The 22,914-nt window shown below is 46.6% G+C and carries 22 protein-coding genes; 11 read left to right on the top strand and 11 right to left on the bottom strand.

Annotated features, from left to right (window positions below):
* Positions 1-135 precede the first annotated feature (135 nt).
* From ONT18_RS00270 to ONT18_RS00280, 3 genes are read left to right on the top strand one after another with little or no spacing between them, the layout of a single operon-like run.
* Positions 136-873, top strand: a complete 738-nt coding sequence (locus ONT18_RS00270) for a (Fe-S)-binding protein (protein ID WP_118153616.1) — start codon at positions 136-138, stop codon at positions 871-873.
* A complete protein-coding gene (locus ONT18_RS00275) occupies positions 870-2,243 on the top strand; it encodes a lactate utilization protein B (RefSeq protein WP_218458599.1) in 1,374 nt (457 codons plus the stop codon). Before ONT18_RS00270 ends, ONT18_RS00275 begins: the two co-directional genes overlap by 4 nt.
* Positions 2,244-2,283: 40 nt before the next feature.
* Positions 2,284-2,862, top strand: a complete 579-nt coding sequence (locus tag ONT18_RS00280) for a LutC/YkgG family protein (protein WP_254971562.1) — start codon at positions 2,284-2,286, stop codon at positions 2,860-2,862.
* A gap of 49 nt (positions 2,863-2,911) precedes the next feature.
* Here the strand turns inward: ONT18_RS00280 and ONT18_RS00285 are convergent, their stop codons facing one another.
* The 5 genes from ONT18_RS00285 to ONT18_RS00305 form a co-directional block, all read right to left on the bottom strand.
* Complete coding sequence (locus tag ONT18_RS00285) at positions 2,912-3,880, bottom strand: GNAT family N-acetyltransferase (RefSeq protein WP_264903534.1); 969 nt, start codon at positions 3,878-3,880, stop codon at positions 2,912-2,914.
* On the bottom strand, positions 3,843-4,253 hold the full coding sequence (locus ONT18_RS00290) for a sugar 3,4-ketoisomerase (protein ID WP_118190040.1): 411 nt from the start codon (positions 4,251-4,253) through the stop codon (positions 3,843-3,845). The genes ONT18_RS00285 and ONT18_RS00290 overlap by 38 nt, the downstream gene beginning before the upstream one ends.
* Before the next feature lie 2 nt (positions 4,254-4,255).
* Complete coding sequence (gene purT / locus ONT18_RS00295; RefSeq protein ID WP_117694418.1) at positions 4,256-5,437, bottom strand: formate-dependent phosphoribosylglycinamide formyltransferase; 1,182 nt, start codon at positions 5,435-5,437, stop codon at positions 4,256-4,258.
* A gap of 47 nt (positions 5,438-5,484) precedes the next feature.
* Positions 5,485-6,108, bottom strand: coding sequence for an AAA family ATPase (locus ONT18_RS00300; protein WP_118190039.1), 624 nt, complete (start codon positions 6,106-6,108; stop codon positions 5,485-5,487).
* 65 nt (positions 6,109-6,173) lie between these two features.
* A complete protein-coding gene (locus ONT18_RS00305; protein ID WP_264903535.1) occupies positions 6,174-7,547 on the bottom strand; it encodes an MATE family efflux transporter in 1,374 nt (457 codons plus the stop codon).
* Between the two features lie 273 nt (positions 7,548-7,820).
* Here ONT18_RS00305 and ONT18_RS00310 point away from each other — a divergent pair, with 273 nt between their 5' ends.
* The 3 genes from ONT18_RS00310 (at position 7,821) to xseB (ending at position 11,056) form a co-directional block, all read left to right on the top strand.
* On the top strand, positions 7,821-9,272 hold the full coding sequence (locus ONT18_RS00310) for a S8 family peptidase (RefSeq protein ID WP_437183696.1): 1,452 nt from the start codon (positions 7,821-7,823) through the stop codon (positions 9,270-9,272).
* Between the two features lie 93 nt (positions 9,273-9,365).
* Positions 9,366-10,667, top strand: coding sequence for an exodeoxyribonuclease VII large subunit (xseA, locus tag ONT18_RS00315; protein WP_264903536.1), 1,302 nt, complete (start codon positions 9,366-9,368; stop codon positions 10,665-10,667).
* Between the two features lie 194 nt (positions 10,668-10,861).
* Positions 10,862-11,056, top strand: a complete 195-nt coding sequence (xseB, locus tag ONT18_RS00320) for an exodeoxyribonuclease VII small subunit (RefSeq protein ID WP_006847759.1) — start codon at positions 10,862-10,864, stop codon at positions 11,054-11,056.
* A gap of 180 nt (positions 11,057-11,236) precedes the next feature.
* Here xseB and ONT18_RS00325 read toward each other — a convergent pair whose 3' ends face one another.
* From ONT18_RS00325 to ONT18_RS00345, 5 genes are all read right to left on the bottom strand, one after another.
* Entirely contained in the window at positions 11,237-11,671 is a 435-nt protein-coding gene (locus ONT18_RS00325) for an N-acetylmuramoyl-L-alanine amidase (RefSeq protein WP_264903537.1), read from the bottom strand.
* A gap of 165 nt (positions 11,672-11,836) precedes the next feature.
* On the bottom strand, positions 11,837-11,929 hold the full coding sequence (locus tag ONT18_RS00330; RefSeq protein ID WP_153073602.1) for a smalltalk protein: 93 nt from the start codon (positions 11,927-11,929) through the stop codon (positions 11,837-11,839).
* A gap of 325 nt (positions 11,930-12,254) precedes the next feature.
* Positions 12,255-12,800, bottom strand: coding sequence for a DNA-binding protein (locus ONT18_RS00335; RefSeq protein ID WP_264903538.1), 546 nt, complete (start codon positions 12,798-12,800; stop codon positions 12,255-12,257).
* 344 nt (positions 12,801-13,144) lie between these two features.
* Positions 13,145-13,354 carry a DUF4248 domain-containing protein gene (locus ONT18_RS00340; RefSeq protein WP_117727236.1) on the bottom strand — a complete coding sequence of 70 codons (210 nt, stop codon included), beginning with the start codon at positions 13,352-13,354 and terminating at the stop codon, positions 13,145-13,147.
* A 332-nt stretch (positions 13,355-13,686) separates the two neighbouring features.
* Positions 13,687-15,963 carry a BT4734/BF3469 family protein gene (locus ONT18_RS00345; RefSeq protein WP_264903539.1) on the bottom strand — a complete coding sequence of 759 codons (2,277 nt, stop codon included), beginning with the start codon at positions 15,961-15,963 and terminating at the stop codon, positions 13,687-13,689.
* Between the two features lie 428 nt (positions 15,964-16,391).
* Between ONT18_RS00345 and ONT18_RS00350 the strand changes: the two genes are divergently transcribed.
* Positions 16,392-16,877: a hypothetical protein gene (locus ONT18_RS00350; RefSeq protein WP_264903540.1), complete on the top strand. Its 486-nt coding sequence runs from the start codon at positions 16,392-16,394 to the stop codon at positions 16,875-16,877.
* A 29-nt stretch (positions 16,878-16,906) separates the two neighbouring features.
* Here the strand turns inward: ONT18_RS00350 and ONT18_RS00355 are convergent, their stop codons facing one another.
* On the bottom strand, positions 16,907-17,221 hold the full coding sequence (locus ONT18_RS00355) for a hypothetical protein (RefSeq protein ID WP_264903541.1): 315 nt from the start codon (positions 17,219-17,221) through the stop codon (positions 16,907-16,909).
* A 763-nt stretch (positions 17,222-17,984) separates the two neighbouring features.
* Between ONT18_RS00355 and ONT18_RS00360 the strand changes: the two genes are divergently transcribed.
* The 4 genes from ONT18_RS00360 (at position 17,985) to ONT18_RS00375 (ending at position 22,840) form a co-directional block, all read left to right on the top strand.
* On the top strand, positions 17,985-18,716 hold the full coding sequence (locus tag ONT18_RS00360; RefSeq protein WP_264903542.1) for a UpxY family transcription antiterminator: 732 nt from the start codon (positions 17,985-17,987) through the stop codon (positions 18,714-18,716).
* Between the two features lie 772 nt (positions 18,717-19,488).
* Positions 19,489-20,154: a PorT family protein gene (locus tag ONT18_RS00365; protein ID WP_264903543.1), complete on the top strand. Its 666-nt coding sequence runs from the start codon at positions 19,489-19,491 to the stop codon at positions 20,152-20,154.
* Positions 20,155-20,171: 17 nt separating this feature from the next.
* The gene (locus ONT18_RS00370) at positions 20,172-21,245 is read left to right on the top strand and encodes a PorT family protein (protein ID WP_367398938.1); all 1,074 of its coding nucleotides are present in this window, start codon (positions 20,172-20,174) and stop codon (positions 21,243-21,245) included.
* A gap of 35 nt (positions 21,246-21,280) precedes the next feature.
* Positions 21,281-22,840, top strand: coding sequence for a T9SS type A sorting domain-containing protein (locus tag ONT18_RS00375; RefSeq protein WP_264903545.1), 1,560 nt, complete (start codon positions 21,281-21,283; stop codon positions 22,838-22,840).
* Positions 22,841-22,914: the final 74 nt, after the last annotated feature.

Consider the following 22,914-nt stretch of genomic DNA (forward strand, 5'->3'; position numbering starts at 1 on the left):
CAGTTAAATAACATCAATTATTATTATTTCTTCTCTAGAATGTCGTATTTTTGCAATTATTTTGTTACTTTTGCAGCGGCTTTTAGTCATGTAGAAAAAGAATAAAAAATAGCAAACAAGATAAATATAACAACAATGAAAGTCGGATTATTCGTCCCTTGTTATGTGGATGCCCTTTACCCTGAAGCGGGTGTGGCTACATACAAGTTGCTTAAGCATTACGGACTAGACGTGGGTTATCCCGAAAAACAGACTTGCTGCGGCCAGCCAATGGCTAATGCCGGTTTTCAGTACAAGTCGGAGAAGGTCATAGAGACATTTGATGAACTGTTCAAGGATTACGATTATATCGTAGCTCCTTCTGCCTCATGTGCCGCTTACGTAAAGGTGTATTATCCTAAAATCCTTGAGGGTAAGCACGAGTGTATTTCCTCAAAGAAAATCATGGATGTTGTGGAGTTCCTTCACGATGTGCTGAAGGTGGATCATGTGCCGGGCAAGTTCCCGCATGTGGTGAGTGTACACAACAGTTGTCACGGTGTGCGCGAACTGGGATTGTCATCTCCTTCTGAGCGCCACATCAAGCCTTTCAACAAGATTATCGACCTTTTAAATATGGTGGAAGGCATTACCATCCACGAACCGGAGCGCAAGGATGAGTGTTGCGGATTTGGCGGTATGTTCTCTATTGAGGAACCTGCCGTTTCTACCCGTATGGGCGAGGACAAGATCAAGCGCCACATGGCTACAGGCGCTGAGTTTGTTACCGGACCGGATTCTTCCTGTCTGATGCACATGGCTGGAATCGCCAAGAAAGAGAATATGCCGATCAAGTTTATTCATGTTGTTCAAATATTAGCTGCAGGACTATGAGTACAGAACATTCCAAGAGAGCTGCGAAGTTTACGCAGAACGTAGAGAAGACCACCTGGCACGACGCTACCTTCTGGTCTGTTCGTCAGAAGAGAGATAAAATGGCGCAGGAACTTCCTGAGTGGGAAGATCTCCGCGAGCATGCGTCTGAAATCAAGATGCATACGATTACCCATCTCGCCGATTACCTCGATATGTTTTCCAAGAATCTGGAGAGCCGTGGGGTGAAGGTTCACTGGGCAAAGGATGCACAGGAGTTTAATGAGATTGTGCTCGGTATCCTGAAGGATCATAACGTGAAGAAGATGGTGAAGTCGAAGTCGATGCTCACCGAGGAGTGCGAGATGAATCCTTATCTGGAGCAGCACGGCATTGACGTGGTGGAGACCGACCTGGGTGAGCGCATCATCCAGCTCTTGCATCAGAAGCCTAGCCATATCGTGATGCCTGCCATCCACCTGAAGCGTGAGGAGGTAGGTAAGATGTTCGAGGAGAAGGGTATCTCCAAGGAAATCGGCAACTATGATCCTACTTACCTGACCCGCTGTGCCCGTCATCATCTCCGCGACCAGTTTATGGAAGCCGGAGCAGGTATGACCGGATGTAACTTCGGTGTGGCTGCTACCGGCGATTGCGTGGTTTGCACCAACGAGGGTAATGCGGATATGACTACTTCCATGCCTAAGCTCCATATCGTAGCGATGGGTATTGAGAAACTGGTTCCTGATTATAAGTCATTGGCTGTGTTCCAGCGCCTGCTTTGCCGCTGCGGAACCGGTCAGCCTACCACCGCCTTCACTTCTCATTTCCGCCAGGCTCGTCCGGGTGCCGAGATGCATGTGGTATTAGTGGATAACGGCAGAAGCGACATCCTTGCTGATAAGGACCACTGGCAGACGTTGAAGTGTATGCGCTGCGGTGCCTGCATGAATACCTGTCCGGTTTATCGTCGTTCAGGCGGTTACAGCTACACCTATTTCATTCCGGGTCCTGTAGGTGTGAACCTGGGTATGCTGAAGAATCCTCAGAAGTACAGCGATAATGTTTCGGCATGTACTTTGTGCTTGTCATGCGATAATGTCTGTCCTTCCAAGGTAGGACCGGGTTCTCAGATTTATGTCTGGCGCCAGAGTCTGGAGAAGTTGGGTAAGGCTGATCCTGTCAAGAAGGCGATGTCGAATGGTATGAAGTATCTCTTCGACCGTCCTGTGCTCTACACCACAGCCCTGAAGTTTGCGCCACTCGCCAACCTGATTCCTGAATGCTGTACGCACTTCAGCAATTGGAATGCCTGGGGCATCGGCCACGCCATGCCTGAGTTTGCAAAGAAGAGTTTCCACCAGCTTTGGAAAGAAGGAAAGGTGAAGTAGTGGCTAATCATAAAGTTCAAAGTTCAAATTTCAAAGTTCAATGAAGAAAGAAGATTTCCTGAACAAGTTGCGTAAGAATACGCACGTTCAATTCGATATGCCTGCCGTAGATGTGAAAGGTATCCAGTATGAGGATACGCTGAAACAGTTTATTGAGATGACGGAATCGGTAGGTGGCCACGTGATAGAGGCGAAGGAGGGTGAGAGTCTGGATGAGCTGGTGAAGAAGGCTTATCCGGAAGCCAAGGTCTTTGCCTCTCATCTGCCAGAAATCACGATTGCCCAGAAGAATCCTGATACCGTGGCTGAGGCTAATGACCTGAATGGTACTGATGTGGGTATTGTTCGTGGTGAAGTAGGTGTTGCCGAGAATGGCTGCATCTGGATTCCTCAGACCATGAAGGAGAAAGCGGTGCTTTTCATCTCGGAATACCTTGTGATATTCCTCGAAAAAGAGAAGATTGTGAACAATATGCATGAGGCTTATGCCCGTATTGAGATGGATCCGAAGTACAATTTCGGTACTTTCATCAGTGGTCCTTCCAAGACTGCCGATATCGAGCAGGCTCTGGTTATGGGTGCGCAAGCTGCTCGTGGTGTGACAGTTATACTCTTGTAAAAGGCAGAAATCCCGAAGCTCACTATCGTGTGAACTTCGGGATTTCTCTTTATACTGTCCATTCATAGGTGTCGTAAACCACGCCTCTTCCTCCATAACCTTCCTTGTGGGCGATGAGGCCTTCGTTGATCCAGGCTCCCTGCTGTTCCGTAGAACTGCCGAAGTCCAGATAGGGATAATCGGGGTAATCATGATACATAATCTGTTCGTAGATAGCCTCCATGGCTCCGAATTCCTTTCCCTCATCGTTGGTAGAACTATATTGTCCGTGTACCACTTGCTGGGTAATATAAAAGGTGAGGCCTCCTATAATGTGCCCGTTGCGATAAGCATTGTATTGGATGATATTCTCGGGGAATCGGCTTTTCAGAAGTTCCATTTCCTGAAGCGTGTGTACCGGTTTGGCACCAAATCGCTTTTCCAGGTTCTCATTCAATACCTCCCAGAATTCCGACAGGCTTGCATCTCTCACTACGGTCACTCCATTCTGATGAGCCTTCTTCAGGCGGCGCAGGTGGTCTTTGCGCCAGCGCAATTTCTGCTGCATGAAGATGGTTGTGCCGATATTACGGAGCGAAAGATGAGCCTTGCATTTCCAGAAGATGGCATAGAGATCTTCTTCTGAAGGATGGAGATGATAGATCCAGGGAATAGGACGATACTGTACCTTCTCGAAACCCTGAAGGCGCAGATAGACATTCAATTCCTCAAAGAGTTGGCAGACATCTGAAATCGTGACGTGGATGTTCATGATCAGTCCGCCATAGGTGAGTCCGAAATGTGAGCAGAGGGTCTTGCCTACCTGATGGGCTGGCAGGATGGAATGAAGCTTTCCCTTCTTGAAGAATAGGAGAGAATAGTCCTTGAACCTATCGGAATGGTAATCCATATAGTTGCGGTAAAAGAGAAACGTAGCGTTTCGGGCTTTTGCCACATACTCATCCCATTGCTGGCGATATTCGGGGGTGTATTTGATGATTTCAAACATGATGTCTTGCATATCTGAGGTATTCGTCATATTCGCGTATGTAGTCTTCTTCCTTAAACTTTTGGGAAGCCAGAACCAGACACAATGAGCCGGAAGAGAAATCATCCAGTGTTCGCCAGATATTGACATCTACGAACAGTCCCTCCCAAGGGTGGTTGAGATGATAGGTCTTCTTCTGTTCTCCATTATCCAGTGTTACCGAAAAGGAACCGCTGGCTGCTATGATGAATTCCTGGCATTCCTTGTGAGCATGGCCACCGCGACTTTCTCCGCCCGGAACATCATAGGTCCAGTAGGTACGGGCAATGGCAAAGGGAATATGCGTCTCTCCCTCTGCCACTGTCAGGTTGCCTCTTGGGTCGAATATCTTGGGTAATGTGATAATTCTTCCTAATTCTTTCATGTCTATTTCTTCATGTATGGGTCGGTTCCCAATACAGTCTTTGCCAGACGCTTTGCCTTGTCGCGAAGCTGGTTGAGGTCATCGCCCTTCTCGCCGTAGCAGAGTACGACGCCCATGCGGCGGCCTACGTGAGCCTCTGGCTTGCCGAAGATACGGATGCGGGTATGGTCTTCCTTCAGCGCATCGAGCATATTGTAGTTTAATGGCTCGGTGCTTTCCTCTGGCGAGAGGATGACGGCAGAACAGCCGATGTGCTCCAGATGGATTCCGGCGATAGGCAAGCCCATCACGGCACGGAAGTGGAGCTCAAACTCGCTCAGGTTGGTGGTGTGACCGAGGGTTACCATACCTGTATCGTGTGGACGAGGACTCAATTCTGAGAAGATAACCTCGCCCTGCTTGCTCAGGAAGAACTCTACGCCCCAGAGACCGGCACCTGTCAATGCCTTGGTTACTTCGCCGGCAATGTGCTCAGCCTTCTTCAAAGCCTCCTCTGGAATCTGGAATGGCTGCCAGCTCTCGCGGTAGTCGCCGCCCTTCTGTACGTGGCCGATAGGTGGACAGAAGAGGGTAGGACCGTCTTTCTGGGTGACGGTGAGCAGGGTGAACTCAGAATCGAAGTCGATAAATTCCTCGATAATCACTTCCTTCACGTCGCCACGACCTTCTTCCATTGCTTCCTTGTAAGCCTCCTTCAGTTCATCATCGTTGTGAACATAGCTCTGACCATGTCCGCTTGAACTCATCAGAGGTTTCACTACGCATGGGAAACCGATTTCATCGGCAGCGTTCTTAAACTCCTCGAAGGTCTTGGCATAGAAATACTTGGCGGTGCGCAGACCCAGTTCCTTGGCGGCAAGATCGCGGATGGCACGGCGGTTCATGGTGTAGTTTACGGCACGTGCAGAAGGCACAATCTGGATGCCCTCCTTCTCGAAGTCGAAGAGTCGCTCGGTGCGGATAGCTTCAATCTCAGGCACGATGATGTCTGGGTGATGTTTCTCTACCACTGCGGTCAATGCGTCGCCATCGAGCATCGAGAACACTTCTCGCTCGTCGGCTACCTGCATGGCTGGTGCATTGTCATACTTGTCGCAAGCGATGACGTACTGTCCTGCTCGCTTTGCGGCGATGGTAAATTCTTTGCCCAGTTCGCCTGAGCCCAAAAGCATAATCTTCTTCATTTATATGATGTTTAATATTTTATGTCCCTAAAATTAATCCCTACTAATTAATCACTAAGTCCGAACTTCTTTCTGATAAATTCTGCGATAAACTTCTCTGTTTCTTCGATTCCCAGATGGCTGCTGTTGATGCAGAGGTCGTAGCTCTCGCTGTGTCCCCACTTCTTGCCTGTATAGTAATCGTAGTAAGAGGCGCGCTGTTCCTCGTGGCTTTCGATGAACTTGCGGGCGCTGGCTCTGTCGATGTTCTTTCGCTTGCATACTGCCTTGATGCGGTCGTCGATGTTGGCGGTGATGAAGATGTTGATCACGTTCTTGTAATCACGCAGCACATAGTCGGCGGTTCTGCCCACAAACACGCAGTTGCCCTCATCGGCAGCCTTTCTGATGGCATCGCTCTGGAACTTGTACAGACCTTCCTGCGAGAAGTCGTTGTGATAGAAATTATTATCGCTCAGGAAGGGCAGATGGGTATGGAAGAGAGACTTGAAGAATCCCTTCTGCTCATCGTTCTGCTCGAAGAATTTCTCAGAGAATCCACTCTCCTTGGCGGCAAGGTTCAGCAGCTCACGGTCGTAACATTTGCAACCGAAATCCTCCGCCAGCTTCTCGGCGATGATATGGCCGCCGCTACCTATCTGGCGACCCACGTTTATGATAATCTTTTCCATTTACTTTGAACTTTGAGATTTGAACATTGAACTTTATGAATAGTAAAACCGTTAATCATTAATCACTAATCACTAACTTTCATGTTTTCTTTATGTTGTCTTTTCAACTTGTTCATGTACCATGACATTACGATGGCAGCAATGACTGCTGCCGAGAAGTCGGAGATAGGCATACTGTACCATACTCCATCAATGTCCCATATCATCGGCAGGAAAGCCAGGAGCGGCAGAAGGATGAGCAACTGTCTCGACAAGGAGAGGAAGATACTGATCTTCACCTTTCCGATGCACTGGAAAAAGTTGGTAATGACCATCTGGAATCCGATGACCGGGAAGCAGAACATCACCACTCTGATCGCCTTAATACCCAAGTCTATCAGTTGCTTATCGGTTGTAAACAGTCGTGCGCAGTAGTAAGGCAGGAACATCGCTATCAGCCAGCCCGTTACCATGATGGCGGTGGCGGCAATGATGCTCAGATTCAGTACGCGCATCAGACGGTCCAGTTTCTGGGCTCCGTAATTGTAGCCGGCGATAGGCTGCATTCCCTGGTTTACGCCGAATACGAACATGATGAACACCATCGCAATACCGTTGGCTATTCCGTAGGCACCCACGGAGAGGTCGCCTCCGAAACGCACCAGCTGGTTGTTGATGAAGATGACGATGATGCAGGCGCACACGTTCATCAGAAAAGGCGAAATGCCGATGGCAAGGATATTATCCACGAGTTTCTTCTTCAGTCTGTAGATGCCTTTCTTGAAGTGGAGCAGCTCGCTCTTGTTGCTGAAGAGCTTAAACTGCCACATCAGCGCCATCAGCTGCGATAGGATGGTGGCGATGGCGGCACCCTGTATTCCCCATTTGAAAACGAGGATGAAGAGGGCATCCAGTATCACGTTCATCACCACCGTGAAGATGGTGGCGTACATCGCCTGTTTGGGTTTGCTCGCGGCTCGGAGCAGGGCATTCATACCGAAATACATGTGGCTCACCACATTGCCCAACAGGATGATGACCATATACTCATGGGCATAGATGAGCGTCTGGTCGCTGGCTCCGAAGAATCTCAGGATAGGGTCGAGGAAGAGCAGACAGATGATGCTCAGTCCGATACCGATGATGAGATTCAGAGAAATCGTGTTACCCAGAATGTTTTGCGCTGTGGCATAGTCTTTTTGTCCCAACTTCACGCTGATGGCAGTAGACGCTCCTACGCCCACACCGGCTCCGAAGGCAGCGGTGAGGTTCATGAAGGGGAAGGTGATGGCGAGACCTGAGATGGCCATGGCTCCCACACCCTGACCGATGAATACTCGGTCAACGATGTTGTAGAGTGAGGCGGCGGTCATCGCAATCATAGCTGGCAAGGCATACTGAACGAGCAGCTTGCCCACCGGCTTGGTTCCTAATTCTAATGTCGCTTGTTTATTTTCCATTTATATCTGTTTTTGCCTCATAGCCGCTCGCCCAGCTTCTTTCAGAATGCAATTGCAGCGGCTACTTGTCTGCAAAAGTACAAAAAATATCTGATACCTTATTATATATATGAGAAAAACTTGCATTTCATGATAAAAACTTCCCTTTTCCTTTGGTGTTTTCGTACAATTTCTGTACTTTTGCACTTCAGAATAAACAATTCAACTCATTAACAAATGCAATACAGAAATATTGCAGCAACAACAATAACAAACCGGACTACCGATATAATGATGAAAAAATTTTTGATGCTTTATGCATTTTTAATGACCGCTCTTTCTTTGTTTGCTCGCGAAGACAGGGTTAGCAATTTTGAGCAACTGATGCGGTTGCCCCGCATCGCCGAAACCGATATGGTGTCGTATCCGGGAGGCAAGTGTATGATGTATCGTCTTTATCTCAGAGACAAAGACCTCAGTCACACTCCCTTTTCGGTAAGTCGCCCGGCAGATTTTCTCTCTCCCCGTTCCATAGAGCGCAGAAAGAGACAGAATCTGCCCATCGATGTTACCGATTTGCCTGTGGCTCCTGCTTATGAGCAGGCTGTAAGCGAGGCTGGCATCGAGATTGTGGGCAAGAGCAAGTGGAACAATACCCTGCTGGTCCGTATTCATAAGGAGAAGGAACTACGGAAACTGGATGATCTCGATTTCATCACCCGGAAAATGAAGGTCTTCTCTGCTCCCGATTCTGTCAGTCAGCGCGTCAGAAGTAGCGTTCGCAGGGGATTGAACGATTGGACTGGTGGAGTAGGCGAATATGGTGCTGCCGATGCGCAGATCCAGTCGCTCAACGGCAAGCGGCTTCATGCTGCCGGACATCTGGGCAAGGGAATGATGATTGCTGTCTTCGACGGCGGATTCATGAATGTGGATAAGATTCCGGCGCTGCATAATATCAGATTGGCGGGCGTTAGGGACTTTGTGGTTCCTCAATCCAAGAATGTTTTCGCCGAGATGGAGCATGGAACGATGGTGCTTTCTACGATGGCTGCCAACGAACCCGAAAGATTCGTGGGAGTGGCGCCTGAGGCTCAATATCTGCTGGTGCGCTGTGAAGATGAGCGCACAGAGAGTCTGGCAGAAGAGGATTACTGGGCTTTTGCGGCTGAATATGCTGACAGTTGTGGCGTGGATGTCATCAACTCTTCGTTAGGCTATCATGGCTTCGATGATGCGTCTACCAACCATCATTATTATGAGCAGGACGGCAATTCTACCCTCATCTCCCGCACCGCTTCGATGTGTGCTGACAAGGGAATCATCTGTGTCAATTCTGCAGGAAACGACGGAATGGGAAGTTGGAAGAAAATCAATTTCCCTGCCGATGCACGCAATATCCTTACCGTGGGCAGCGTAAACGAAATGGGCGAGAATGCGGCTTTCAGTGCCGTGGGACCTACTGCTGACGGCAGAATCAAGCCTGATGTGATGGCTTACGGAAGTCCTACCTGTGTGATTACGGGCCGTGGAAATATCATCAATGATAACGGAACGTCTTTCTCATCTCCGCTCATCGCCGGAATGGTAGCGTGTCTCTGGCAGGCTTTGCCTCAGAAGACGGCTAAGCAGATTATGAAACTCGTGAGATTGGCTGGTAATAATCAGCATCATCCCGATAATGTATTCGGATATGGTGTGCCTGATTTCTGGAAGGCTTATCAGACGGGGAAAGCGATTAAGTAGTTAATAGTTGATAGTTTATAGTTAATAGGGCAAACTTGCTCTGCTAGCTATAAACTTTCAACTATAAACTGTAATCTTTAAACAGTAAACAGCATGGAACGACTTCGATTATCACTTTTTGAATTAAACTCCATGGTCCGTGACGTCATTTCGATGTCCTTGCCCGACAGCTATTGGGTGGAAGCGGAACTCTCCGAAGCTCGCGAGGGCTACGGCGGGCACTGCTATCTGGAACTCATCGAGAAGGATGAGCGGTCTAATACGCCCATTGCCAAGGCGCATGCCTCCTGCTGGCGAAACCGATGGATGTCCATCAAACCGAATTTTGAGCGCATCACCGGACAGCGCATTCATGCCGGAATGAAAGTGCTGCTCAAGGTACACGCGCAGTTTCATGAGAACTATGGCTTCTCCTGGATAGTAGATGATATTGACCCTAACTATACGATGGGCGATATGGCGCGCAAGCGGCTGGAAATCATCAATACGCTGAAAGCAGAGGGCGTCTTTGAACTGCAGAAGGAGTTGGCGCTCCCGATGTTCTGCCAGCGCATCGCCGTCATTTCCAGTGCAACGGCAGCAGGTTATGGTGATTTCTGCAACCAGCTTGCCGATAACGATTATGGTCTGCAGTTTCAAACCCGCCTCTTTCCGGCTACGATGCAGGGCGAGGGGGTAGAGCAGAGCGTGATTGCTGCTCTCGACAGTATCAATGCCGAATGGGAACAGTTTGACTGTGTAGTCATCATTCGAGGCGGTGGCGCTACGAGCGATCTCTCGGGTTTCGACACCCTGGCGCTTGCTGAGAATGTGGCGAACTTCCCGCTGCCTATCATCACGGGAATAGGACATGAAAGGGACGAGAGTGTGCTGGATATGATTTCTTTCCAGCGTGTAAAGACACCGACAGCCGCTGCCGCCTTCCTTGTCAATCATCTTACCGAGGTTTATGCCCGTGTGGTGAATGCGCAGGAGGCTATCGTGCAGAATGTGAAGCACCGTCTGCAGGTGGAGAAGATGAGGCTCGACAGATTGAGCAACACGATTCCTGTTCAGTTTTCGCTGGTGAAGACGAAGCAGGGAGCCTATCTCGACCGCTTGATGAGCCGTTTAAGCACAAATGTCCAGTCGAAACTATCGGAAGCCCAGCGCCATTTCGAGATTCTTTCTCAGAATATTCAGCCGATATTGGAAAGGAAGATGCTCAACGAGAGTCATCGTCTGCAGCTTCTTTCCCAGCGCATCCAGGCACAAGACCCCGAATTGTTGCTGAAACGTGGCTACAGCATCACGCTGAAAGATGGAAAAAGCATCCGCTCTGCCTCGCAACTGAAGTCTGGCGACATCATCGAAACGAGGTTGGCTGAGGGCAGCGTGAAGGCAAAAGTTGAATAATAGTTTATAATTTATAGTTAATAGTTTATAGCAATCTAGCTCCAGACGCCCTAACGTTGAGCTTCACACGCCCTGAAGGGGCAGAAGCTCCTAGCCCAGGGCATCGCCCTGGGTAATAAAGGACGCAATCTTGTCGCCCTGTAAGGGCAAAAGCTTTAAAATATCCACTGTTAACTCCAAAACAAAAATAAAAAATGGAAAAAGAAGAAATGAAATACGAACAAGCCGTAAGAGAGCTTGAAGAAATCGTAGAAAGAATGGAGAATGATGAACTCGATATTGATCAGCTCTCCGAGCAGTTGAAACGTGCCAAAACCTTGGTGAAACTCTGTAAAGACAAACTCACCAAGACCGATGAGGAAATCAAGAAACTCCTCAGCGAGGATTGATTTACGATAAGCAGAAACTTGAATTTTCGCACACGGATCTCACGGATCTTTTTTGTTGCAAGCAACGGGTATTCTTATTTTTGAGAACGAAAAAATCCCAACCTGTATTGCTACAAGCTGGGATGATTTTGAACACGAATAACTCGAATAGCACGAATCTCTGGAATCTGTTTGGGCTTTCTAGAGATGGAAGTCGATTTCCTTCAGCCATTCCTTGACATTGAAGCAAGGACAGCTCTTTCGAACCCAGGGGAGGTCGCGATGACCTAGGATCTCGGCATCGGGATAGTCGAGGACGAGACTGTAGAGGAGGTCTTCCAGAGATGCTTTTTGGGCTGGAGTGCGAGTGTCGGCAGGCTTGCCTTTCTCGTCGAGACCACCCTCGTAGCAGATACCGATGCTATGGGCGTTGTAGTGGCGGGCGTGAGCGCCCTCCTCGCTTTCTGGACGGCAGGGATAGACCACGCCATCCTTCGTAATGTAATAGTGGTAACCGATGGAATGGAAACCACGGGCCTTGTGGCAGGCTTCTAAGGCTTCTACTGGGAAGTCCTGGTTAATACGTGTGGCACTGCAATGTACCACGATCAAATCGATTTTTCTTTGATTCTTCATTGGATTCTATGGATTTTAAAGGTTAATAATTGTCTCCCACAGATTACACAGATTTTCACAGATTTTTGACTCCTTCGGAGTTTTTCCATTGAGGTTTGGTGATAACTGTTGCTTGCAACAAGATTATCTGTGTATATCCGTGAGATCTGTGGGAGAACTAAAATATCACTTGCAGCTCTGCACACAGAAGGAGCTGAGGACGGCAGTGAGGACGGTGATGACGAAGTTGATGACTTTCTGGATTGTTTCTTTTTTCATTGTTGTTAGTGATTAGTGATTAATGTTTAATTTTCCCACAGATTACACAGATTTTCACAGATTATAGACTCCTTCGGAGTTTTTTGCAGTGAGACCTGATGAGTATAAGACTGTTGCTTGCAACGAAGAATTATCTGTGTAAATCTGTGAGATCTGTGGGAGACTAAGAAGGAAGCGGGCAGGATGAGCAAGTATCCGTTCAGGGCGATGAATTGACAATGTTGAATGGTGAGTGATGAACTCATTCCTGATGGGGCCCTCGGATTACTCCGGACTGCATCCTGCCGATGCGCTTTCTCTTGTTTCAGATGCGAGGTGGATAGGGCTACTCTAAGCCGTCGCCTCCTCCTTCTCCAGTGGTTCCGCTACCGCCCTGGTCGGTGTTGTCACCACCAGGGGTATCCTTTCCGGTATCCTTTCCGGTATCCTTCCCAGGATCCGGGGTGGTATCCGGGGTGGTGCCATCACCTAACAGAGCAGAGGCCTTCTTCAGCGTAGCTTCGAGGTTGATGGTCTTGGCGCTAAACTCACCGGTGCCACGAGCACGGAGACGGAAACCGTCGATGTTCTTGGCGATGGTGAACTCCTTCTCTGAGGCGGCTCCCTCCTTGTTGCGGATGCCGATGGAGAAGATGGCGAGGTCGTCAATCTTCACAGCGAAACCCTGCAAGGTGAGTTCCTTGATGCACGATACCATATCGGTAATCATGCCCTTGATGGCTCCCTTAGAGAAAGGAGTGTTGTGGCTAGCCATGTGTTCGGCCAGGCCGTCGATGTCTACCGTCTGAGTGATGACTGGATAGGCGTAATACTTGCCGTATGCCTCTGGCATCTTGGCGTTCTGATTTAGTTTTAGTACGTAAAGCAACATAAGTTTTAAAGTTTTAAGTGTTGAATGTTGAATGTTGAATGGGCGCTGCGCAGTGCCTGATTCTTGAACACGAATCTCACGAATCGAACGAATCTTTGACTCCTCGCGGAGGTTTTGTTTTCCCACAGATTACACAGATTTTCACAGATTTTTGACTCCTCGCGGAGTCTTTGCTGTGAGCCTTAGTGAGTACCGTTGCTTGCAACGAAGAAAATCTGTGCAAATCTGTGAGATCTGTGGGAGACTCTTTCTGAATCACAATGCAAAGATACAACATTTCATTTTCCCAACTCACCGATGCTCATTGTTGCTCACCGATACTCACCGATTATCACTGATAAATATCAGGGTTCTCCCAAATGGAAGAAAATATAGGATACTTGCAGAGGATTGAACTCCTTGCAGCTCTTGTTGTATCCACTCTTCTGCAACTGCTCGTAGAGCTGGGTGCATCTTACTATCCATCTCATCAGATGGGCTCTTGCCACGTCCGGGTCGGAATCCGGAAAATAGAGCAGGGCTAACTCCTGCTTGGTGTAACTTCGTAAATCCATTTTCTATAATGTTGAATGTTGAGTGTTGAATGTTGAATTTTGAACACGAATCTCTCGAATCTCACGAATCTTTCGTTCTGAAGCAACTTATTCGTTTAATTCGTTTAATTCGTGTTCAGAAAAAACAATAAGAAATTCGTGTTCAGTAAACCCAATAAGTAATTCGTGTTCCGAAAAAACAATAAGAAATTCATGTTCAGTAAAAACAGTACGTAATTCGCGTGCAGAGAAATATCTATTAGGGTTATGCTTCGTAACTATGATACTTAGCTATCGTAACCATGATACTTAGTGGTCGTAACCATGATACTTAGTGGTCGTAACCAAGATACTTAATCCTCCACGGTATCGTTAGGATCGATGAAGGCATCGTTGTTGATTTCGCTACCTTCCTTCTCTATCACAGCCCAGCCGTTGCCGTTCTTCTTGTGAATCTTCTTGAATCCAAGACGCTTCATCACGTTACCGATGTTCTGGTTGTTCAGGTTCTGGCGAAGGGCAGGGTTCACACCTATCCTCTCCAGTATCTCAGCACTGTAGCGGAACTTGATAAACTGTAGCGGCGTATCTGGCTCCGGCACCCGGTAGTAACGGAGTATCTGCTCCTCGGCATAGTTGGCTACCATGAAGAGGCGGTTGTGACTGCGCATCAGCTCGATGTCATCCCTCGTCAACCAGTATGTCCACTCCAGGGGCTCGCCCTTAGGATGGCTCATCACCTCCTGGCCCAGTGCTACTGCCTCGGCAAACACGTGGTCGTAGTCTATCGGGTGCTCTATCGGACTCTCGATGCTCTTTACCAGCCACGGACAGTAGCGGCGGTTCTCCTCGTCGGTGATGAACTGCTGGCTGTTGGTGGTGCCGCAGAGCGATCCGCGGTGGGGCATCTCCGAACGGTACTTGTCGTAAGGTCGGCGTATGGAGAATGTCACCTTGGTCATGTTGCTCTTGAAGGCGCTCAGGTTCTTGCCGAATACCATCTCAAACTCGTCGAGACAGAGCAGAGCCTTGCTGCTGAAAGCCTCCATGAAGTCCTTGTCGGTATAGGCACCCGTCGAGTCGTTGAGGAAGTACTGGCGCAACTGTGGGGGCAACAGCATGTGGAAGAACGTGGTCTTGAAGATGCCGCCCTTGCCCACGAAGATGAGTATCATCTGGTTCACCACCTTCAGCGTTACCCACGCCACCACCATCGCTACCAGCCACTTCTTGAAGAAATAGCGGAAGAGGCTCTGCGTATGCTCGTTGTCGGGCAGGTTCTCCACCTCGATGCGGTCGGCGAGCTGGTCGATGTAGTCGGGATCCTCTCCCTTCTTCCATTTCGGCAGACTGCGCAGGTAATCGTCCAAGGGGTCGAACGGCTCGCTGAAGTCGCTGTTGATGATGTTGTGCAAGGTCTTCTCCGAGAGATGCAGTCCCGACTCGTCCATCTCGCTCCAGATGGAGTTCTCGATATTGTCGTCGATGCGTACCCAGTCAGGATACTTGCCGTCTAAAACGAAGCGGCTCTCCACCTCGTAAAATCCCGTCAGCACGTTTCGGCGGAACAGATAGTGGGTGAGCAGCCACTGCTTGATGCCCCTTACCGATGGCTTGGCGCTGCGCCCCTCGCCATGGCGATAGAAATGCCAGATACCAAACTTGTTCAGATGCTTGTAGCGAGACTTGATGACAGAAGCCGTATCTTCGTAGCTGGTGCCAAACTCACGGTCGGCGTAGGTCAGAACTTCTTCCTGCGGGATGCCATAGTAGATGCAGATGTCGGCAAAGTGCCATACGTACTCGTTGTGATGCTCAGGCTCGAACCGATAGCCCCACAGGTCGAGCAGTTCCTTGATATGGGAAGCTGCCTCCTCGATGGTAGGCGCACCCTTGTCGCTTGACTTCGCCTCCTCTTTCACCTTGCTGCTTCGCTTACCTCCCTTGGCGTTTCGCCTGGCAGAATACTTCGCCTGCAATGCCTTCTTCGTGTAGAGGGGGTTCAGATCCTTCGGTCCCAAGACAAAAGGCTCGGCATCCCAACGGAAATAGGCATCCGGGTCGTAGGAAAGACCGGCGCATCGGGTGATGTCTACACACTGCTTGTCGGGAGCGATACCCAGGAGCTGGGTGTAGTAAGCCATCGCCTTCTGCAGCACGGCATCGAAGAGTTCGAGCACGCTGATGTCGTCGTCATCTACAGGATGGTAGGCGCAGAATACTCTGAATCCCCTGCCGCTCACGGTGATATACTCTACCATCGTATGATTGTCGCCTCTCACCAGTTGGATAAGCTGCTCCATATCTTCCTTCTTCACATGGTCGAAGTCGAGCTGGAACATGTAGGTAGGTTTGAGGAAGTCGGCAAGTTGTCTGCCGTAGCCGTTCATGAGTGCCGAAACCGTGATGGCAGGCATCTCAGGCTTGTACTGGTCGGCAAACTGCTTGCTGATGGCGAGACGCTTGCGGTAAGTCTCGGTCATCATTCGCAGCTCAGGGCTAGAGGTAATCATGCTCTTGAGATACAACCAGTCGGCGAGTGGATGGCTCTCCGAAGATTTGATACAAGGGAAGTACGATGGCATCGTAGCTGTCCCATTCATACAGTTGGTGTTTGATTCTTTTTCCATTTCGTTTTAAAATTGTTGTTGTTATATACTATTCAGTCGTTTCCAACGTTCTCTAAGTAAGAGTGTGGGTGAACACTTGGCGATGAAGTCGGTGAAGGGTGAACCCCGATGCCAACCTTTAGCGTTAATAATGTGTTAAAAACACTATATAACCCATTATAATATAGACTCTTATATTTCTAGCATGCGCTGTATATACAAAGTTCTTTTTATTAGGGTTCACCCCTGAGCCGAAAAGGTGAATGCTTGGGGCAAGTGTTCACCCCGCTGTTCACCATTCGGTAACTGTCAGCAAAGATACGACAAAAGGGCGATAGAGGAAATCGAAAATTACCACATTGTGGTAAAAACAAATAATTTAAGTATTAATTTAATTTAAAAGATTTAGGAATGGAAAAAAGAAATTCCTTCTTTTTGCCGATGAGAAGTTGAAGCTCGCGGCTGAGATTTCGTCGAAGACTGCTGAGCAGCGTTTCGACAAGTTGTCAAACCGGTTAGTGAAGTCTGCCAAGCACATTTATTCAGAGAAGGCGATTTATCATGAGTTGACCGAAGGCATGCGTGCCTGGGTGTTGAAGAAGAGTGACATCAAGAAAGCGTTTCACCTGACTCGCAGTTTCTTCACTCATTTGAACAAGGGCGAGCATATGTTGCTCTCCGAGTTTGTTCGTTTTACCAATTGGATTTTCACCCATTATGCTAGCGAGGAGGTTCGCCTGAAGGTATGGATGGGTATTGGCACGGTGTTGTTCTGTCACACGAAGGAGAACGCCGATTACGGTTGGCATCCTTTCTCCCGTCCACTAAACCAGATCTTAGAAGACATGATAGAGAAGGAAGTGAAGAAGCGAGTAGAGAAGGAGGAAAGAATCCGCGCTTTGAAGAAGGCACAGGATGAGATAGGAAAATACTGATTTCACTTTTTTAGATTGATTTAGAACCATTAAGGCGCCGCCTTCCTGGTAAGAAGGTCAAACTCGCACTTCTCGAACAGATCCTCATCACTACAACCGGAGCCCTCCTTCAAGGCAGACATAGCTACGAGAATACGAATGGAGGCATTTGGGCGGCCGCACTTCTTGCCTTCTGGGAACAAAGGCTTGAATATCTCCTCGTTAATCTTGGTTGTCACGAGGCTATAGAACTGGTTATGCCATGCGTTGGGGTCAGAATACTTCTTTGAAGCACGACTTCCTAACTGCATTGAGGGAGCCGTGAATATATCTAACTGAGGATTCGGATCTGTCTTTTTAAACATAGTCATTCTGTTTGATTGATGGTGTAAAGATACGAAAAATATTCCAGATAACAGCATAAATCAGAGATTATTTTCGTGAAATATAAATATTTAAAACAAGCCTTACTTTTTAAAGTGGGCTCAGTAATGAAAAACAGCATTTGTTTATACAAAATTTCTGAGATATTAAAGCGATTCGGCTTAAATAGTCTTAAATTTACAACGTCGTATTTATATTTTCTGCCATTTCTTGTCTTTTCTCAATAAATTTTCGTATTTTTGCAGTCGGATTGTATAGCCAGACCGCAGTTGTCGCTGTAAGACGAGTTCTTTCATGATAACCGAGTCGGGTAGCCTACGCCGTGCTGAGTGTAGTAAAGTCAACCATGACATATCTATACGAAAGCGGGCATTGGGTGGGAAGGCAATCCAGACATTTTGGAAGGCGTTTTATCGACGCTGTGTTTAATACTCTATGTAAATTTAGCAAGTTCACCGTAATTTTGGTCTTGAACGTAGCCAATGGTAGATGTCCCGGGTGTGATTATGTCAATCTCGTGGAGACCTGTAAGTATGGATAGTACCCTTTTGGGTGTAGTCTAATGTATTATATGGTCTTTTTGCGGTAATGATTTTCATATCGGCGTGGGCTCTGACGTTGTCTGCTCAACCCAAATAGGCAATTGCTAGAGCCTCAGAGAGTTGAATAGACAACAGGACGATTCCACGTCTTTTTTTTGTCGCTCTTTAACGGATTTCTGTCTAGAAAAAAGTTAGCACCGATATGAAAATCGATGAATGGACATCAGAAGATGTACACACCTCAGGAGGTGGGGAATTCCCTCCTTGCGCTGGACTTACCTTCAACGTCCTCCCCGAAGCTCAAAGCACTGTTTCTGCTGAGAGTTCACAAACAGGGGTGTCCACTAGAAATGCACATATAGCAAGTAAGCCTAAAGTACAAAAAGAGGAAGAAATACTTCATTGGTATGCCTTACGTACTACTTATGGTAGAGAGAGAAAGGCATACGACTATATGACAGCCAAAGGCATCACGGCTTTCTATCCTACCATCAAAACGGTAAAACTAATAAAAGGTAAGCGCAAAGTTGTTACCGAGTCACGTTTACCCAATATATTCTTCGCCTATGGTACAGAAGAACAACTCAAAACTTTTGTTTACGACAACGTAAACCTCCCTTTCCTTCGTTTTTATTATCGTCACGTCCACGTTGGTCGCAGAATTGACAAAAGACCTTTGATAGTTCCTAATTACCAAATGGAAAGTCTAAAAATTATCTGTGCTGCCAATACGGATAATACTATCGTATCAATAGAAAAAGTACAGAAGTTCGAGAAAGGTCAGTTAGTAAAGATTGTTGATGGCGCGTTTAAGGGAGTGGTTGGTAAAGTTGCAAGGTGGCAAGGGCAACAGAGAGTTGGGGTTGTTGTAGATGACTTGGTAACTGTTGTGACGGCATATGTGCCAAGTGCGTTTTTAGAAAAAATTATATAATTGGGGCAACATTGGTTACTTTTATATGATTAACAATGCAAATTAAATATCAATCAAAAATAATAAAATGAAAAAGTTACACTTACTCGTAGGAGTTTTCATTTTTATCGGGTGTCTTCAAGTCCATGCTGAGAAAAGCAGGGTCGCTATGGAAAAATGGCAAACAGGTAATGTGGTTGGTAGTACAACGATATGCCGTTCTCCTTTGAGAAATTCTATTGATGTATATTATGATGACGAACTACGTCAAATAGAGATTTCCAGTGACGTGGGAGTTGAAGTTCAATTATTCCTATGTGATATAAATGGAAATACGTTGGACTATTCGCATTGCATAAATACAGTGTTGGATATACCATACCGATATAGTGGCATAATCATTCTACGCATTTAAAGTGAGTAATGGATTGCCACTGGTAAAATTACTATTTGATATTTTCCCAAGTAAACAAACATAACAACACTCTTCGAGTGTAGTTAACATTTAATAATAGTAGCAAAAATATGAAAAAAACATTATGCACAGAAATCCTATTGGACACTGGGAGCGTGTTGCAACGACGACTTTACGCTGGAAGGTAATCTTGATACTTTTCATCAGTACATTTGCTTTTGCCAAAAATGCCCATGCATATGATGATTTACGGAATAGTTTTCTTTCTTTTTTGTATTTTTGCCTCATTTTAACAATATGTAACCACAGTGTATAAGTATGATGAAGACAGTTTTGAATACAGCTATATTTTCAGTATTATTCCTTTCTGGAGGAAACATGTCAGCGCAGGTTTCACCTATCCGGTTAGGTGTCCGTTTAGGTTGTGGAATGTCTGTCAACACAGGAATGGATAAAATCCTTGTTCCTGAAGACTATTATTCCAATTACAATTTCAAAGACAAGTGGCAGTTTACTCCAACAGTTAGTGTATTTGCCCAGTATCATGTTGATGGTTCCATCATTGGTGTTGAAGGTGGATTTAGCTATTGGCAGAAGGCATCACAGCTTGTCTATAATGATGATAAGGAGTTAAACTATAAGGTTACACCTCGTTATAATTACATTGGTGTATCTGCTCTGCTGAAGATTTATCCTTGGCGCAAAGGCTTTAATATCTCAATTGGAGGGCGTGCGGGAGCCAATCTTAATGGCAAGGGCATATCTTACGAGAGTAATCAAGAAGACAATAAGTTTGCAAACTATCATTTTGCTACTGTAGCTGAGACGGAACGTTTGATGAAGGAGAAACTGACGGGGCAGCCAGATATTGCCGTTGGTGGTGGCTTTGGTTATGAAATTGGCAACCACTGGGCTTTAGATTTACGTTACTTTCACGGATTGAACACTACCATCAAGACAGAGCGTAATGACTATAACTGGGCAGAACATTCAACCCATGGACAGAACATAGAGCTTAGTATCAGCTATCTTTTTAAACTTTAACCCTTATGAGTTTATCTATGAAGGACAAGAGCAACAGAAAAAAACGTTATATTCTGGCAGGAATCTTTCTTGGCATAGCTGCTCTTTTGGGTATAGAACGCTGTGTTAATGACGAGCCAGAGTCTGAGCAGAGTATAGAACAAAAGACAGCAGACAAGGCTCCATCACTGTCTACTACACCACCTGTCTCTTCTTCTTTTGACAAGACAAATGTGCAGAAGGATTCGGGACGTTCAGATTGTGTATATAATAAGCTGGGGAATTCATCTGTAAACGATAAAACAGCCAGTATGAAACACGAGAAGAAAGAACCTGACAATGAACCTACTAATCAGAAAACAGGTGAATATGTTCTTGACAACTCTATGAATAGTCAGCCCTCTATCGTACAGGAGAATCCGAAAGAAACTCCATCTATGAGGACTTACTCTTTTCCTCACCATCATCTTTTTCGGATTGGACTTAGGGTAGGAGTTGGTTATTCCAGCATTTCAGGATTAAGCAGTATTATTGAGAACTATGATATACGTCCTACTTTCACAATGAATGAACGTGGTGGTGTAAATCCTCGTATTGGAGTCTTTGGCACATGGCAATATCGCAGGTTAGGTGCAGAGTTGAGCATTGATTATACTCGTCTCTCCAGCAAGCTGACGGAGTACAAAAAAACTGAATATATAACCGAGACTACACGGTTTCATTATAATTTCATTACTCCACAAATCTTGCTTCGTTTCTATGCTTTCCCAAAGTTCTATATGGGAGCAGGAATCAGTGCTGCTATTCCGTTTGGCAGCCGTAATATCGACTTCACCAATGACCGCATTGGGGAGGTATACCGACAGCAGGCTGAACGTACTCAGGATCATCTGAGAGAATCTGTCAAAGCACGAGTGACATTTATTCCTACCATAAAGATTGGCTATGTTGATATAAAGAACGGTTTTGAGGCAGGACTGGAATACGGTTTCGGATTTAATGATGTGCTTCGCACCAGTGCCAATGACTATGGATATCAGGAGCGTATGAACAATCTGCAGACAGTCAGTCTTACCATTGGCTACAGTCTTCCACTTGGCAAAGCTAAATAAGCCGCATTTTCGAATCATATTAAAACAGTCTCTATATGAAACATAAATATCTCATAGCAGTTTTCTTCTTTATATCCACTCTTTCTGCTACAGCTCAGACCCCTGGTGGCGTAGATAAGCCAATGGTCTGGTCACGTGATTCTGCCTCTGTCCGTGTCTCTGCTGGTGCTGGTCTTACCTATATCGGCGTAAGTAAGGTATATGGCGAAAAGGAACAGGCAATATGGTCTCTTGGAAGCGGAAGATCTATTACCCGTATGCAGACAACCGAGCGTGCTGCTAACCTTGGTGACGGTACTTTTATGAATTATGCCAAGGAATCTCTGCCTGAAATGCGACTTTACAGCTATACGACCTCTTCCAATATGAGCAACGGTCAGACTCTGCATATCGGTCGGAACGGGAACACTAAGCTGCCTGTAAAGAACCTTGATGGCAGAACAGTTGAGTATACAGTCTTCGATCGTCGCCTTTCTGATACAGAACGTTGCCGTGTGGAAAGCTACCTCGCATTGAAATACGGCGTGAGTCTTCGCAGTAGTTACCTTAATTCAAGAAGCGAGGTTATTTGGAATGGGTATACCAACAAGGACTATAGCCACCGTATAGCTGGTCTTATCTCAGACAAAGCCTCTGCCCTGCATAAGACAAGAGCCAAGAGCTGTGAGGAAGACGGTTTCCTTACAATCAATATGAGCAAACCTTTTGAAGATGGTGAGAGTCTTCTTTGGGGTGACAACAATGGTAAACTTTCTTTCCGTCAGAGCAAGGCTTACGGCAAGTGGCTCGGTAGAAGATGGATGGATACAGCAACACGGATTGACAAGCCCAATGTTGATGTTGTAGCTGATAGCAAGCAGCTACGCCAGATACAGCCTCTTGCAGAAGGTGAGAGCTACTATCTTGCCGTTGATCCTACAGGAACAGGTAGCTTTCCTGTCAAAACTCTAAGTTATCATAAGGCAAATACGACAGTTGGTGATAGTATTGTCTTTAAGAATATACCGTTAGGTAGACATGATGTCTTCACGCTACGAGCTGCCAAAGATATGTTTACAACAATAGAAGTAGAGCAGCCAACGGAGAAGAGCGGCAGCACAGGAACACTTTCTGTCAGAGTAACAGGTGGTATTGCCCCTTACAAGATGACTCTACAGAGAGAACACATGTCTGTTTTCAATCGTACTACAAGCGACAGCATACAGTCTGCTGATGGACTCATAGAAGGAAAATACCTTCTTACGACGACAGACCATGTGGGCAATAAGTCTGAGAATGAGTTTCAGATATCTAAGACGGGTATCACAGAAATTCCTTCCATGAATCCTTCCGATGGAAATAGTGACTTCTTTGCGAATGTAAGTGTAAGTCCTAATCCAACGGCGAATGGATATTTCGGTGTCCAGGTGGAACTGAGCGAAGCTGCTCCATTGGACATGGCACTCTATACGGCGGGTGGAGCTCTTGTCAGTCGTCAGACGAATATGCCAGATACATATTTCTCCACTAAAGTCTATCTTCCACAGACAGGTGTTTACTTATTGACACTGCAAAGTGGTAGCAAAGAAAAGACATTTAAACTGGTGAGAAAGTAATTCTCTTTTTATCCTTTATAAATTTACCAACGCAAGTATATATACTGAGGACCTTTAGGTCTGAAACAAAATAG

The organism is Segatella copri, from assembly GCF_026015295.1.
Classification (GTDB): Bacteria; Bacteroidota; Bacteroidia; order Bacteroidales; family Bacteroidaceae; genus Prevotella; species Prevotella copri_C.